At 54.4% G+C, this 12456-nt stretch carries 15 protein-coding genes; 10 read left to right on the top strand and 5 right to left on the bottom strand.

Features of this window, described 5'->3' with window-relative positions; all coding sequences use genetic code 11:
* Nucleotides 1-91: 91 nt before the first annotated feature.
* The gene (locus CUN67_RS09850; RefSeq protein ID WP_208715096.1) at nucleotides 92-331 is read left to right on the top strand and encodes a hypothetical protein; all 240 of its coding nucleotides are present in this window, start codon (nucleotides 92-94) and stop codon (nucleotides 329-331) included.
* A 75-nt stretch (nucleotides 332-406) separates the two neighbouring features.
* Nucleotides 407-1663, top strand: a complete 1257-nt coding sequence (locus CUN67_RS09845) for an acid phosphatase (protein ID WP_208715095.1) — start codon at nucleotides 407-409, stop codon at nucleotides 1661-1663.
* Nucleotides 1664-1706: 43 nt separating this feature from the next.
* On the opposite strand, the gene CUN67_RS09840 is transcribed toward CUN67_RS09845, so the two are convergent.
* Together CUN67_RS09840 and CUN67_RS09835 are read right to left on the bottom strand one after the other, a co-directional pair.
* Nucleotides 1707-2036, bottom strand: a complete 330-nt coding sequence (locus CUN67_RS09840) for a DHCW motif cupin fold protein (RefSeq protein ID WP_208715094.1) — start codon at nucleotides 2034-2036, stop codon at nucleotides 1707-1709.
* Between the two features lie 62 nt (nucleotides 2037-2098).
* Nucleotides 2099-2938, bottom strand: a complete 840-nt coding sequence (locus CUN67_RS09835; RefSeq protein ID WP_208715093.1) for a class I fructose-bisphosphate aldolase — start codon at nucleotides 2936-2938, stop codon at nucleotides 2099-2101.
* A 166-nt stretch (nucleotides 2939-3104) separates the two neighbouring features.
* Between CUN67_RS09835 and ampC the strand changes: the two genes are divergently transcribed.
* From ampC to CUN67_RS09795, 8 genes are all read left to right on the top strand, one after another.
* The gene (gene ampC / locus CUN67_RS09830; protein ID WP_439332277.1) at nucleotides 3105-4235 is read left to right on the top strand and encodes a class C beta-lactamase; all 1131 of its coding nucleotides are present in this window, start codon (nucleotides 3105-3107) and stop codon (nucleotides 4233-4235) included.
* A gap of 2 nt (nucleotides 4236-4237) precedes the next feature.
* Nucleotides 4238-4687 (top strand): GNAT family N-acetyltransferase, encoded by a 450-nt coding sequence (locus tag CUN67_RS09825; protein ID WP_208715091.1) that lies wholly within the window; start codon nucleotides 4238-4240, stop codon nucleotides 4685-4687.
* 112 nt (nucleotides 4688-4799) lie between these two features.
* Nucleotides 4800-5099, top strand: coding sequence for a putative quinol monooxygenase (locus CUN67_RS09820; protein ID WP_208715090.1), 300 nt, complete (start codon nucleotides 4800-4802; stop codon nucleotides 5097-5099).
* Between the two features lie 61 nt (nucleotides 5100-5160).
* On the top strand, nucleotides 5161-5619 hold the full coding sequence (locus CUN67_RS09815) for a GNAT family N-acetyltransferase (protein ID WP_208715089.1): 459 nt from the start codon (nucleotides 5161-5163) through the stop codon (nucleotides 5617-5619).
* 134 nt (nucleotides 5620-5753) lie between these two features.
* The gene (locus CUN67_RS09810; RefSeq protein WP_208715088.1) at nucleotides 5754-6191 is read left to right on the top strand and encodes a helix-turn-helix domain-containing protein; all 438 of its coding nucleotides are present in this window, start codon (nucleotides 5754-5756) and stop codon (nucleotides 6189-6191) included.
* Between the two features lie 49 nt (nucleotides 6192-6240).
* Nucleotides 6241-7260, top strand: a complete 1020-nt coding sequence (locus CUN67_RS09805) for an alpha/beta hydrolase (protein ID WP_208715087.1) — start codon at nucleotides 6241-6243, stop codon at nucleotides 7258-7260.
* Nucleotides 7261-7412: 152 nt separating this feature from the next.
* Nucleotides 7413-8414: a type I glyceraldehyde-3-phosphate dehydrogenase gene (gap, locus tag CUN67_RS09800; RefSeq protein ID WP_208715086.1), complete on the top strand. Its 1002-nt coding sequence runs from the start codon at nucleotides 7413-7415 to the stop codon at nucleotides 8412-8414.
* A 205-nt stretch (nucleotides 8415-8619) separates the two neighbouring features.
* Nucleotides 8620-9345 (top strand): pirin family protein, encoded by a 726-nt coding sequence (locus CUN67_RS09795; RefSeq protein WP_208715085.1) that lies wholly within the window; start codon nucleotides 8620-8622, stop codon nucleotides 9343-9345.
* A 193-nt stretch (nucleotides 9346-9538) separates the two neighbouring features.
* On the opposite strand, the gene CUN67_RS09790 is transcribed toward CUN67_RS09795, so the two are convergent.
* From CUN67_RS09790 to CUN67_RS09780, 3 genes are read right to left on the bottom strand one after another with little or no spacing between them, the layout of a single operon-like run.
* Nucleotides 9539-10357 (bottom strand): alpha/beta fold hydrolase, encoded by an 819-nt coding sequence (locus CUN67_RS09790; RefSeq protein ID WP_208715084.1) that lies wholly within the window; start codon nucleotides 10355-10357, stop codon nucleotides 9539-9541.
* Between the two features lie 51 nt (nucleotides 10358-10408).
* On the bottom strand, nucleotides 10409-12037 hold the full coding sequence (locus CUN67_RS09785) for an MFS transporter (protein ID WP_208715083.1): 1629 nt from the start codon (nucleotides 12035-12037) through the stop codon (nucleotides 10409-10411).
* The gene (locus CUN67_RS09780; protein ID WP_208715082.1) at nucleotides 12024-12452 is read right to left on the bottom strand and encodes a DoxX family protein; all 429 of its coding nucleotides are present in this window, start codon (nucleotides 12450-12452) and stop codon (nucleotides 12024-12026) included. The genes CUN67_RS09785 and CUN67_RS09780 overlap by 14 nt, the downstream gene beginning before the upstream one ends.
* Nucleotides 12453-12456 lie beyond the last annotated feature (4 nt).

Here is a 12456-nt window from a genome sequence, read left to right as displayed (position 1 = left end):
CACAAAATTGCGCGATAAATCGCGCCGCTACGGGTCGATGCCATTTGGCGTATGCCATACTGATTCAGACTAACCACACGAGGGTAAGGCGATGAAGTGGACCATCCTGTTGCTGCTGCTGACCAGCCTCGGCGTCGCAGCACAAACCAACTGGCAGCCGCAGCAAAAAACGCCGCTACCGCAACTGACACCCGCTGCGGCGAAATGCGATGTCTCCGCCTGCCAGCAGAACTGTTATATCCAGCAATCTCAATGCAACAACAATAAAGACAGCGCCTGTGGTTCGCTGGCACAAATTTGCGTACAAAACTGTGCCAGCCAGTGCCGCTAAATGAAATAAAACTGTCACATCTGGGTGCTAGCGTGTTTCCCCGGCAAGGTAATGTTCTGATAACAGGGGAAAATAATGAAAACCCGCTACACACTGATGGCCACCGTTTTGCTGCTGGCGCAGCAGGCGCATGCGATCTCACTGCCGGACGCCGCCGCGCTCGCCAGCCAGACTTCAACCGGTTCTGCTCACGCAGGGTATAACGATCTTGAACAACAGATGTTGCAGGCCGAACGTGCCGCGTTACAGGGTAACCACCCAACGCTGACGCGTGACCTGCTGGAAAAAGCCAAACAGTCACCCACTCAGGCCGACTACGCATGGCTGAAAAGTAAGGGATATGATTTCCAGACCAAAGCCAATCAGCAGGCCGGTATCGCGCTGCTGTCGGGTTTTAGCGCACTGCCAGCCAGCGTGCTGGACGCCAACCGCGCCACCGTCACCAATATCAACCTGAATGCGACCCAGGGCACGCGTCATCAGGCGCTTGCCGATGCTGAAGGCATTAACCATCTCTATTTCCTCGCCGATGCAATGGGTCCGCGTCTGGGCAAAGCGTTTCTGACGGCCTATGACAAGGGTGAACTGGGCAAAGCGGCAGCCTTGATTAAAGCCAGCGAAGTCAGCACGGGCGCAGCGAAAAAGCATTTCAACTATCCGCGCCCGTTCCTGCATGAAGGCAACACCATCCATCTGGTGCCGGACGATACGGTGGTGAAGGATAATAAACCTTACACCGCCGATGGCGGCTCTTTCCCCAGCGGCCATACCAACACCGGTTACACCGATGCCTTACTGATGGCTGAAATGGTGCCGGAGCGCTTTGAAGCGCTGGTTACCCGTGGTGCCCGTTATGGTTATTCACGCCTGGTGCTGGGTGTGCATTATCCGCTGGATGTGATGGGTTCACGGATGGTGGCCGAACGTAATGTGGCCAATTACCTGAACGACACCCGTTACCAGGCGCTGTTCAGTGAAGCACGCGATCAGCTGCGTGCAGCGCTGGAGAAAGAGTGTGGCACCTCACTGGCGGAGTGCGCACGCAGTAACGGTCAGGACGATCCCTATCTTTCACCACAGATGAAGCAGTTCTATCGTTTCACCATGAGCTACAACCTGCCGAAGGCCGCAGGTAAAAATGTTGCGGTGACCGTACCGGCGGGCGCTGAAGTCTTGCTGAAAGCGGCGTTGCCGCAGCTGTCTGATGCGCAACGTCGTGCGCTGATGGTGAAATCGGCACTGCCAGCGGGTTATCCGTTATCAGGTAGCACTCCGGAACAATCTTTCTGGCAACGCCTGGATTTGACCGCCGCTTACGCGCTGGCGAAGTAAACATAGCGCGATGAATCGCGCCGCTACCACAGGGCGCGATAAATTAATCGACGATAAATAGTTTTGCGCCGGTTTCCGTTGAGGAGCGGTGCGCTTCGGCATTATCGGCCACCTGATAGCTGACGCCAGGTGTCAGGGTAAAGCAGCAGCCATCCTCCAGTTCAGTCAGCATCTCACCTTCCAGACAGAGCAAAATATGCCCCTTCAGGCACCAGTGATCGGCAAGATAGCCCGGCGAATACTCCACCATCCGCACGCGAATATCGTTAAAACGTTGCGTGCGCCACAGCGCAAAGCCGCGCTCGCCGTGATGCGTTTCCGGCTCGATTTTATCCCACTGGGTAATGCCAAACGGTAACTGGGTGATTTGCATGATGTTTATCCTGGTGAAGGGGAGATAATTGTTATACCCGCATTCACCCGTTCTGCAAACCCTTAACCTTGCTGATAAATTTCCATTGCATCCGGGCCGCTGGCTCCCTGATGAATAATCGCCATCAGCGCTTTGACCACCCGTGACGGGTTATCGTGCTGATAAACGTTACGGCCATACACCATGCCGCTGGCACCTTGCGCCATTAACGCCGCGCTTTTTTGCAATACGGCACCCAGCTCGCCTTTACCACCGCCGCGTACCAGCGTTGGACAACGTGCCGCTTCCACCACACGATGGAAATCTTCTACGTTCTCCGTCGGGTCGGCTTTGACGATATCGGCACCCAGCTCACGCGCCAGTCGTACCAGCGGTACGATTTTTTCTACGTCACCGATCGAGCCGTAAGCGGCACCTTGTCCCGCAGGGGCCATCACCAGCGGTTCAATCATCAGCGGCATCGCGTAGCGATCGCAGGCCTGACGCAGACGGCCAATATTCTCAACGCACATACGGAAGATGCCCGGTTCATCAGGGATCAGGTACAAATTAACCACCACTGCGGCGGCATCCATCTGCAATGCGGCGAGAATCGGTTCTTCCGGATTGTGCAACACTGCCCACATTTCGCGATGACGGGCAGCGTTATAGGCATTACCGACGTCGGTACGCATCACCAGCGCCGGTTTACGTCCCACTTCGCGTTGCAACAAATCGGCCTGGCCGTAGTTGACCTGAATGGCATCCGGCTGGGCAGCAATCAGGTTGCGCATCACGCCGGCGATATTTTCCAGGCCAATGAGAAAATCGGGTTCATTCGCAATGCCGTGATCGATAGCCACATCGAGACATTTGCCGTGCTGAAACAGGCGATTCATGCGGACTTTATGGGTGACGAACATGACGTGTTTCCTCCTGAAAAACCGCGAGATAAGGACATCATTGTAATTCCCGCTTGGTCGGAGCAGCCAGCCGTTATGTTACAGATGTGAAGTTGTTCACTTAATTAGGGAAAGCTCTATAGTGGATGGCTGACATTCAACTGAAAACGAAATGAAAGGAATCTTAATGCGTTTAATAGCAAGCATTACCCTCCTGGCGGCGCTGATCAGTGGCAACGTGCAGGCGCAGACACCCGACATCGACCCGATCGTAAAACCGCTGATGCAGCAATATCAGGTGCCCGGCATGGCCGTGGCGATTTTTTATCGCGGTAAAACCACGTTTTATAACTACGGCGTGGCGTCGAAAACCACCCAACAGCCGATCACCAATGAAACGCTGTTTGAAATTGGCTCGCTGAGTAAAACCTTCACCGCGACGCTGGCGAGCTATGCAGCCGTCCAGCACAAGTTACAGTTCAGCGACACCGCCAGCCACTGGCTGCCAGAACTGAAGGGCAGTGCCTTTGATCGCGTCACATTGCTGAACCTTGCGACTCATACCAGCGGCACACCGCTGTTTGTGCCGGATGCAGTGACGAATCAGCAGCAGCTGATGGCATGGTACAAAAACTGGCAACCCTCTGCGCCACCTGGCACACAGCGGGTTTATTCCAACCTCGGTATCGGGATGCTGGGTATGGTCGCCGCCAAAAGCTTGCATCAGCCATTCCGCCAGGCAATGGAACAACAGCTGCTGCCCGCCATGGGGATGCATCACAGCTGGGTGCAGGTGCCACCGACGGAGATGAAAAACTATGCGCAGGGCTACAACAAACAGGATCAGCCGGTACGTGTCACACCGGGTCCGCTGGATGCGGAAGCCTATGGTCTGAAATCCACCAGTGCCGATTTGATCCGCTGGCTGGCAATTCAGATCAATAACGTGCAGATTGATCCCGAATGGCGACAGGCGATCGCCAGCACCCATCAGGGGCAATATCACACCGAGGCGTTCACCCAGGCGATGATGTGGGAATATTATTCCCTGCCGGTAACACAGAATACGCTGGTGGCGGGGAATAGCGGGCAACGGATTATGCAGGGCATGGCAGCGACGCCGATTCGTCCGCTACAGCCTGCGCCACAACAGGCGTGGTACAACAAAACCGGCTCCACCAATGGTTTCTCCACCTACGCGGTATTTATCCCGTCAGAGCACATTGCCGTGATTATGCTGGCGAATAAATGGTTCCCGAATGATGACCGGGTCGTGGCGGTGAATAAGATGATCAATATGATAAAAGGCAGGGATTAACGATGCAGATACGCGCGTTGCAGACCAGTGATTACCGCTCATGGCTGAAGTTATGGAAGGGCTATCAACGTTTTTATAAGGCCGATATCAGCGACGTCGCCACTGAGCTGGCCTGGCGCCGCTTTCGGGTTGAGACTGAAACATTGAACTGTCTGGTAGCAGAAGAGGATGGGAAACTGATTGGTCTGGCGCATTATTTGACCCATCGTTCCACCTGGACATCAGGGGATTATTGTTACCTGCAGGATCTGTTTGTCAGTGAGGAGGCTCGGGGTAAAGGGGCAGGTAAGGCGCTGATCCTCGCGGTTTTACAGCAGGCGGAAGCGGCGGGTTGCTCGCGTGTTTACTGGACCACCCAGGAATCCAATGCTACCGCACGCAAGTTGTATGACCAAATAGCCAGTAAAACTGAGTTTATTCAGTATCGGAAATTAATCGGCAAACAAATATGACCCCGTCAGTAAGGATGAAAATAAAAAATCAGGCGCACAATTTCAGACTGACAGCCCGCCAGGGCTGCGCTAACGTATTGCTGCTGATTATTTTTTAATATTGGAGTGGAATATGACGGTTCCTGTTGTAGCAATATTTACGATTAAACCAGGCAGTGAAGATCAGGCTGAGAAACTATTTCGTGGCGTGATTGAAGAAACATTAAAAGAGCCGGGTTGTATGACTTACCAGCTTAACCGCGATAGCCAGAATCCACGTCGCTTTATCTGGACGGAAGAGTGGCAAAGCCAGGCGCTGCTGGAACAACATCTTAATGCGCCGCATATTGTGAAATTGTTTGGCGAACTGCCGCCGCTGGTCGAACATTCTGAAGTGATCGCCTTAAATAAACTGGCGGGTGGTGCAGCCTGATAGCTGCCTATAACGGCGCGATACATCGCGCCGTTACCCATTGAACCTGCGGAGAGCAAGGATGTTTAGCATCAAAACCACCCCGGCGCATAACGTCGAATTACAAACCCTGGTCGCGGAACTTGATGCTTTCCAGAGCGTGCTTTATCCACCAGAAAGTAATCACTGCCTGGATCTTGCCACGGTCGAGGATGGCTCACTGCTTTGCGTGATGGTCACCGATGCCGCTGATCATCCGGTGGGATGTGGGGCGATTTTGTTACAGGGTAACGGCAGCGCAGAATTAAAACGCATCTATGTCCGCCCGGCGTGGCGCGGTCACCAGCTGGGTGAGGCGATTGTGCAGCATCTTGAGACCCTCGCCGCACAACAGGGCTGTGAGGTTACCCGGCTGGAAACCGGCAATCAGCAGCTGGCGGCCATCCGGCTTTACGAGAAAATGGGCTATCGCCAGTGTGCGGCTTTCCCGCCATATTTACCCGATCCGCTCAGCGTCTTTATGATGAAACCACTGATGTAATGCGCCCGGTCGCCCTTAAGGGCGGCCAAAATAAAAATCAATTATCCATTCGTATACCTATCCGTTTGTATAACTTTCTTTTACCTCCACGCTGATTGATATTGTGATTCAATATCTGCAAGGCAGGGTGTTATATGAACGCGATGACGGCGGAGAATACATTTCTGCCCACCTCTTATCCGGTGCATGAAAAAATTATTTATTCGGTGGTGGATGACATCATCCACTGGATTGAAGACCATTTGTATGACGAAAATATTCGTGTCAGCACCGTCACCGGGAAAAGTGGCTATGGGCACTGGCATTTTCAGCGGATCTTCCGCGAGGTGACCGGCTATAACCTCGGCGAATATATACGTCTGCGCCGAGTCATCAGATCAACATTTTCTATTATTCACAGCCAGAAAACCTTGCTGGAAATTGCTATCGAAAATGGTTTCACCAGCCAGCAAACCTTCACCCGTATTTTTAAAAAATATATTCATGCCACCCCGGGTGAGATCAGGGGACAGTATGCCAATGACAAAAGCGCATTCTTTCACCTGACGGCAGAACTGTTAAAAAATAAATAAGCAAAAAACCATGGCGTTTTTTAACGCAACATTTGAAAAGGAAAAGAGAATGAAATTGAAGATGGTGATGGGTGCTTTATTACTGGCGAGTCAGGTGAGTGCAGCTTTTGCCGCGACCGAAGAAAATGTTCCCGCGCCGACTGCGGGCGTCGCGGCCTTTCTTAAGGTGCTGAACAGCAGCGGCGGCAAGCCGATTGAGCAACTGTCACCGGCAGCGGCTCGCCAGGTTCTGATTGGTGCGCAGAAGGGTGTCAAACTGCCTGCTGCTCAGGTGAGTGAAAAAGTCATTCAGGTACTGGGTCAGCCACTGACGCTCACCATTGTGAAACCTGAGCAGGCGCAGGGCGTACTGCCGGTATTTATGTTTTTCCACGGTGGTGGCTGGGTGCTGGGCGATTATCAGACGCATGAACGCCTGGTGCGCGACCTGGTGAATGCATCTGGTGCGGCAGCGGTGTTTGTCAATTACACCCCATCGCCGGAAGCCCATTTCCCGGTCGCCATTACTCAGGCTTATGAAGCCACCAAATGGGTGGCACAGCACGGCGCAGAGATCGGTGTGGATGGCAGCCGCCTGGCACTGGTTGGTAACAGCGTGGGGGGCAATATGGTGGCGGCGGTGGCGTTACAGGCCAAACAATTCCACACTCCGGCGATCCGCTATGACGTCATGTTGTGGCCGGTCACCAACGCCAGCTTTGATGATGCCTCTTACCAGCAGTTCGCGGAGGGGCATTTCCTGACCAAAAACATGATGAAATGGTTCTGGGATAGCTATGCGCCCGCTGAAAAAGATCGCAACAATATTCTGGCATCCCCGTTACGCGCCACCACTGAACAGTTACGCGGCCTGCCGCCGACGCTGATTCAAACCGCAGAACTGGATGTGCTGCGTGATGAAGGTGAAGCGTTCGGACGTAAGCTGGACGCGGCGGGTGTCCCTGTGACCGTCACCCGTTACAACGGCATGATCCATGACTATGGCTTACTGAATGCCCTGAGCCAGGAGCCAACGGTACGCACCGCGCTGCAACAGGCGGGTGCAGAAATAAAACTGCATCTCAATTAAGCCGCAAACGCCAGCATCAATGCTGGCGTTTTTCTTTGCGTGAATTTTGCGCACAGAATGCGTGGGGAAGATGGCAGCAGTTGAGTTAATTTAATTGTCATCTTTCCCGGTTGTTATTGAATTCCTCTTCACCCATGGCAAGGACTTCTATCATGAAAAAAATCGGTATTAACGGCTTTGGTCGCATTGGTCGCCTGGTTCTGCGTCGTATTCTTGAGCAAAAAGAAGCGGTTGAAATTGTCGCCATCAACGATCTCACCTCACCAGAGATGCTGGCTTATCTGCTGAAGTACGATTCCAACTACGGGGCATTCCCGGTATCGGTCAGTGCCGAAGGAAACAACCTGGTGGTTGATGGGAAAAATATTCAGGTATTTGCTGAGAAAGACGCGAAAAATATCCCCTGGGGCCAGCTCGGTGTGGATGTGGTGATTGAATGTACCGGCTTCTATACCTCAGCAGACAAAGCGCAGGCCCATATTGATGCTGGCGCGAAAAAGGTGCTGATTTCTGCCCCGGCTGGGGACATGAAAACCATCGTATTTAACGTCAATGATGACACCCTGGACGCGGCTGATACCATCATTTCGGTGGCGTCCTGCACCACCAACTGCCTGGCCCCGATGGCGAAAGCGCTGAACGACAGCTTTGGTATTAAAGTTGGCACCATGACCACCGTACATGCCTACACCGGCACCCAGGCGCTGGTTGATGGGCCGCGAGGCAAAGATTTCCGTGCTTCACGCGCAGCGGCGGAAAACGTCATTCCACATACCACAGGCGCGGCGAAAGCCATCGGCCTGGTGATCCCGGCGCTTGCTGGCAAGCTGAAAGGGCATGCGCAGCGCGTACCGGTGAAAACCGGTTCCGTCACTGAGCTGGTGTCCGTGCTGGATAAAAAAGTGACGGTGGATGAGATTAACGCCGCGCTGCAAAAAGCCTGTGAAAACAATGAGTCATTCAAATACACCGACGACCCGATTGTTTCCTCCGATGTGATCGGTGTGCCGTTTGGTTCGATTTTCGATGCGACCCAGACCGAAATCAGCGAAGCCGGTGACATCCAGCTGGTGAAAACCGTCTCCTGGTACGACAACGAATACGGTTTTGTCACCCAGCTGGTGCGTGTGCTGCATAAGTTTTCCAGCCTGTAAGGCAATCATCGCGCGCGATACCTTGCGCCGTTCATTTGAGCGGCGCGATTTATCGCGCTTTTTATTGATCTTATTGTCCACTTAATCGTTACACTGATTGCAATTTGACGCCATTGTTCGGCAAATATGTTTACCTTAACCTGTGTTCAACGAAGGGGAAATCACTCCTTTACCCGGTTAAACACAGAGCATTGAGGAGCAGATCATGATTGAACAACGCCTGTCAGAACAACGCGGTGTCGGTGCACACGGCTGGTTACATTCACACCACACCTTCTCGTTTGCCAACTATTGGGATCCGAAACAGGCAGGCTTCTCCGACCTGCTGGTTATCAACGATGATCGGGTGGCGAAAGCACGCGGTTTTGGCGCACATCCACACAGCAATATGGAAATCATCTCCTATGTGCTGGAAGGGGCGCTGGAGCATAAAGACTCGATGGGAACCGGGTCGGTGATTGTGCCGGGTGATGTCCAGTTGATGAGTGCCGGCAGCGGCGTGACGCACAGCGAGTTTAACCACTCCAGTGAAGACGGCGTCCACTTCCTGCAAATCTGGGTGGTGCCGTCTGAGAAGAATTCACCACCGGGCTATCAGCAAATCTCGGTGCCTGAGAGCGACAAACGCGGCAATCTGCGCCTGATCGTCTCTCCGGAGGGCGATGAAGGATCACTCAGTATTCGTCAGGATGTGCGTATCTACGCCGGACTCTTCAGCACGGGTGAGCAGCAAACCCTTACGCTCGGAGATGACCGTTATGCGTATATCCATGTGGCTCGCGGCAGCGTCACGGTGAATGGCGTGAAATTTAAAGCCGGAGATGGTGCGCGGGTGCGCGATGAAAAAACGCTGACCTTCAGCGAAGGCGATGAAGCCGAGGTGCTGGTGTTTGATTTACGTCCGCTTGAAGTGAATCATCCAACCCGATAACACATCAGGTACGTTCCGTAGCGGCGCGATTTATCGCGCGGGTTTTAAAAGACGCGCGATAAATCGCGCCGCTACGAAAACGTGCGGTTATTGGCCTGGTCGGCATGAATGCCGCCCCTACAGGCGTAGGGTGCGAATTTATTCGCACCGGGGATTGACGCTCAAGACGGTAGCTACGGGTTCATCTGTTCAATTAGCGTTGCAGAAACGCCAGCAGATCTTCATTCAGCTGATCCTGATGGGTCACCGCAAAACCATGCGGGCCATTCTCATACACTTTCAGTTCTGCACCCTTAATCATCTCAGCCGCAACTTTGCCAGTGGTGGCAAAGGGGACGACCTGATCGTTGCTGCCGTGAATGACCAGCGTCGGCACGTCAATTTTCTGCATATCCGGGCGGAAATCGGTTTCAGAAAACGCGGTGACGCAATCCAGCGTCCCTTTCAATGACGCCAGCAGAGCGATATTCAGCGTCTGGGTCAGCACGCCATCGGAAACGGTCTGGCCCGCGTTGGTGCCATAGAAAGGCGCGGCGAAATCACTGATAAACTGCGCACGGTCTTTTCTCAATCCGTCACGGATACCGGCAAACACCGATAAATCCACACCCTGCGGATAATCTTCGGCTTGACCAAAGATCGGCGTCACCGCGCCCAGCAACACCAGGCCAGCAACGCGTGCGGTGCCATAGTTGGCGATATAGCGGGTGACGTCGCCACCGCCCATAGAGAAACCCACCAGCGTGACGTCTTCCAGACCCAGGCAGTTAATCAGATCGTTAATGTCGGAGGCGAAGGTATCATAATCATATCCCTGCCACGGTTGTTCTGAGCGGCCAAATCCACGACGGTCAAAAGCGATAACGCGATAGCCACGTTCCGCCAGAAAATTCATCTGGCTATCCCACATATCCCCATCCAGCGGCCAGCCGTGGCTGAACAGCACCGGCTTACCTGTACCCCAATCTTTAAAATAAATCTGCGTACCGTCTGTGGTTCTGAAAGTGCTCATTGCATGGACCTCTTGTTGATTGAGTATATTGATTTGGCATGGCGGCCTGCATCAGGCCGGCGCCACCAGATAGCGGACTTCGGGCATATTTTCGCCCTGATGGAAGGCGTAAACCCGGCTCTGAATCTTGCGATCGTTCATGGTGTAGCGCTCTTTTTCGCGCAGATGCTCCATCCACGAACCCACCACAAAGGTTTCGACGAAAAGGCCGGGTTGCAGCACGTCTTCATAAATCGACCAGTTGATCGCGCCACCACGACGCCGTACGCGGCGCATATCCTGCATGCACAGGGTAAAATCATGGGCATCTTCGCTGCGGATACGATATTCGTAGCTCACCATCACCGGGCCTCGATTGTGATGGACCTCAGGCACCGGGCTGTTATCGCTGTCGTTCAGAATCTCAAGATTTAAATCGGGGTCCTGATCGAGCCGCCAGCGCCAGACGGTGGCGCAGGATAAAAACATCCCCACCGCCGCAATGCAGAGTGAAACCGGGATCGAGAAATGGGTCGCCAGCTGTCCCCACACGGCGCTGCCGACGGTCATTGAACCGAAGAATGCCGTGAGGTACACCGCCAGCGCACGGGCTTTGACCCATTTGGCGGCACTGCGCTGAGCGCCGAGATTGAGGGTGGACAGCACCGCAATCCAGGCGAATCCGGTGAAGAATTCGCAGGCATTCAGCCACCAGAAATGACGGATAAACGCCAGCGCCAGCATGGTCAGGCCAAACAGCAGGCTGGCCAGCACCATCAGCCGGTCGGCGCTGAATTTTTTGCTCAGTCCCGGCAGTAATACCGCACCGCAGATGGCTCCCAGACCGATACAGGCGAGCATAATGCCGTAACCGCCGGGGCCGAGGCCCAGTTCACGCCGTGCCACCAGCGGTAACAAGGCCCATCCGGCGCTGCCAAACAGAAAGAAGGCACAGGTGCGCACCAGCACATTACGGAAAACCGGTGCCGCATGGACATAGCGCAATCCCACCCGCACGGCAGGGAAAAAGTGTTCCGGCGGCAGCCGCTGGATGCTGGGTGCCGCCTTCCAGCGATACAGCACCCAGGCAACCCCGAGCACCGACAGCGCATTGAGCAGAAACACCATCCACGGACCGGCAAATGACAGGATCAGACCACCCAGCGCCGGACCAATGGCACGGCTGATGTTAATACCCAGCGAGTTAAGGGCGATGGCCGGTCCCAGCTCATTTTTGCTCACCAGATCCGGCACGATGGCCTGGAAGGGCGGTGAACTCATGGCGGCGCCGGTGCTCAGCAGAAAGGCAGCGACCAGCAACACGGAGGGCGTCACTAATCCTGCCCAGGAGAGCAGCGTCAGGCCGGTGGCGGCGATAAACACCCACAGCTGCGAAAACAGCAGATATTTACGACGATCGACAATATCGGCCATCACCCCGGAAGGCAGGGCGAACAGAAACATCGGCAGGCTGCTGGCAGCCTGCACCAGCGCCACCAGCAGAGGATCGCTGCTGAGTGTCAGCATGCTCCAGTTGACGCCAACATCGTTCATCCATGAACCGATGTTGGAGACCACCGTTGCCAGCCACAGCATGCGGAAAACCGGCTGCCTGAGAGGCTGCCACGGTGAAGCGGCTTGCACCGGTAATTCGTCGGGAAGTTCGGCACCCGCGCTGTGAATATCATTAACCTGTGCCATGTCGTAGCTCCTGCTTTGGCTTCGCACCGATGCGCCACGCTCCCGGACCGGTCAGCGCCAGCGTGGTAAAGATAATCAGCAGCAACCAGCCAAACTGGCCATCGGCGATCGACCAGTCCGGATGGACTACCAGCATCGCCACCAGCAACACGCCGATAATCGGCAGGCAGGCCAGCCGTGACCACCAGCCGAGAATGATCAGGATCGGGCAGATCACTTCCGCCACGATCGCCGGGATCAGGCTCATATACGGCCCCATGCCGAATGGGTCTTCGATACGCGTCAGTTCTTCCTGAAAATGAAACACCTTGGGTAAGCCATGCACATGCAGCAACAACAGGCTGCCGGTCAGACGCAGGAAAAACAGCCCCAGATCGATCCGGGGCGGGATGGAGAAAACCGATGAGGTCTTCATGATG

The sequence above is a fragment of the Pantoea cypripedii genome, from assembly GCF_011395035.1.
Lineage (GTDB): Bacteria > Pseudomonadota > Gammaproteobacteria > Enterobacterales > Enterobacteriaceae > Pantoea > Pantoea cypripedii_A.
This window is presented reverse-complemented; position numbering and strand designations above follow the sequence as displayed.

Coding starts and splice junctions, on each gene's coding strand:
- ampC (WP_439332277.1), top strand. CDS start 3,105: ATGCGTTTAATAGCAAGCATTACCCTCCTGGCGGCGCTGATCAGTGGC.
- CUN67_RS09835 (WP_208715093.1), bottom strand. CDS start 2,938: ATGTTCGTCACCCATAAAGTCCGCATGAATCGCCTGTTTCAGCACGGC.
- CUN67_RS09820 (WP_208715090.1), top strand. CDS start 4,800: ATGACGGTTCCTGTTGTAGCAATATTTACGATTAAACCAGGCAGTGAA.
- CUN67_RS09850 (WP_208715096.1), top strand. CDS start 92: ATGAAGTGGACCATCCTGTTGCTGCTGCTGACCAGCCTCGGCGTCGCA.
- CUN67_RS09780 (WP_208715082.1), bottom strand. CDS start 12,452: ATGAAGACCTCATCGGTTTTCTCCATCCCGCCCCGGATCGATCTGGGG.
- CUN67_RS09840 (WP_208715094.1), bottom strand. CDS start 2,036: ATGCAAATCACCCAGTTACCGTTTGGCATTACCCAGTGGGATAAAATC.
- CUN67_RS09785 (WP_208715083.1), bottom strand. CDS start 12,037: ATGGCACAGGTTAATGATATTCACAGCGCGGGTGCCGAACTTCCCGAC.
- gap (WP_208715086.1), top strand. CDS start 7,413: ATGAAAAAAATCGGTATTAACGGCTTTGGTCGCATTGGTCGCCTGGTT.
- CUN67_RS09790 (WP_208715084.1), bottom strand. CDS start 10,357: ATGAGCACTTTCAGAACCACAGACGGTACGCAGATTTATTTTAAAGAT.
- CUN67_RS09815 (WP_208715089.1), top strand. CDS start 5,161: ATGTTTAGCATCAAAACCACCCCGGCGCATAACGTCGAATTACAAACC.
- CUN67_RS09845 (WP_208715095.1), top strand. CDS start 407: ATGAAAACCCGCTACACACTGATGGCCACCGTTTTGCTGCTGGCGCAG.
- CUN67_RS09795 (WP_208715085.1), top strand. CDS start 8,620: ATGATTGAACAACGCCTGTCAGAACAACGCGGTGTCGGTGCACACGGC.
- CUN67_RS09810 (WP_208715088.1), top strand. CDS start 5,754: ATGAACGCGATGACGGCGGAGAATACATTTCTGCCCACCTCTTATCCG.
- CUN67_RS09825 (WP_208715091.1), top strand. CDS start 4,238: ATGCAGATACGCGCGTTGCAGACCAGTGATTACCGCTCATGGCTGAAG.
- CUN67_RS09805 (WP_208715087.1), top strand. CDS start 6,241: ATGAAATTGAAGATGGTGATGGGTGCTTTATTACTGGCGAGTCAGGTG.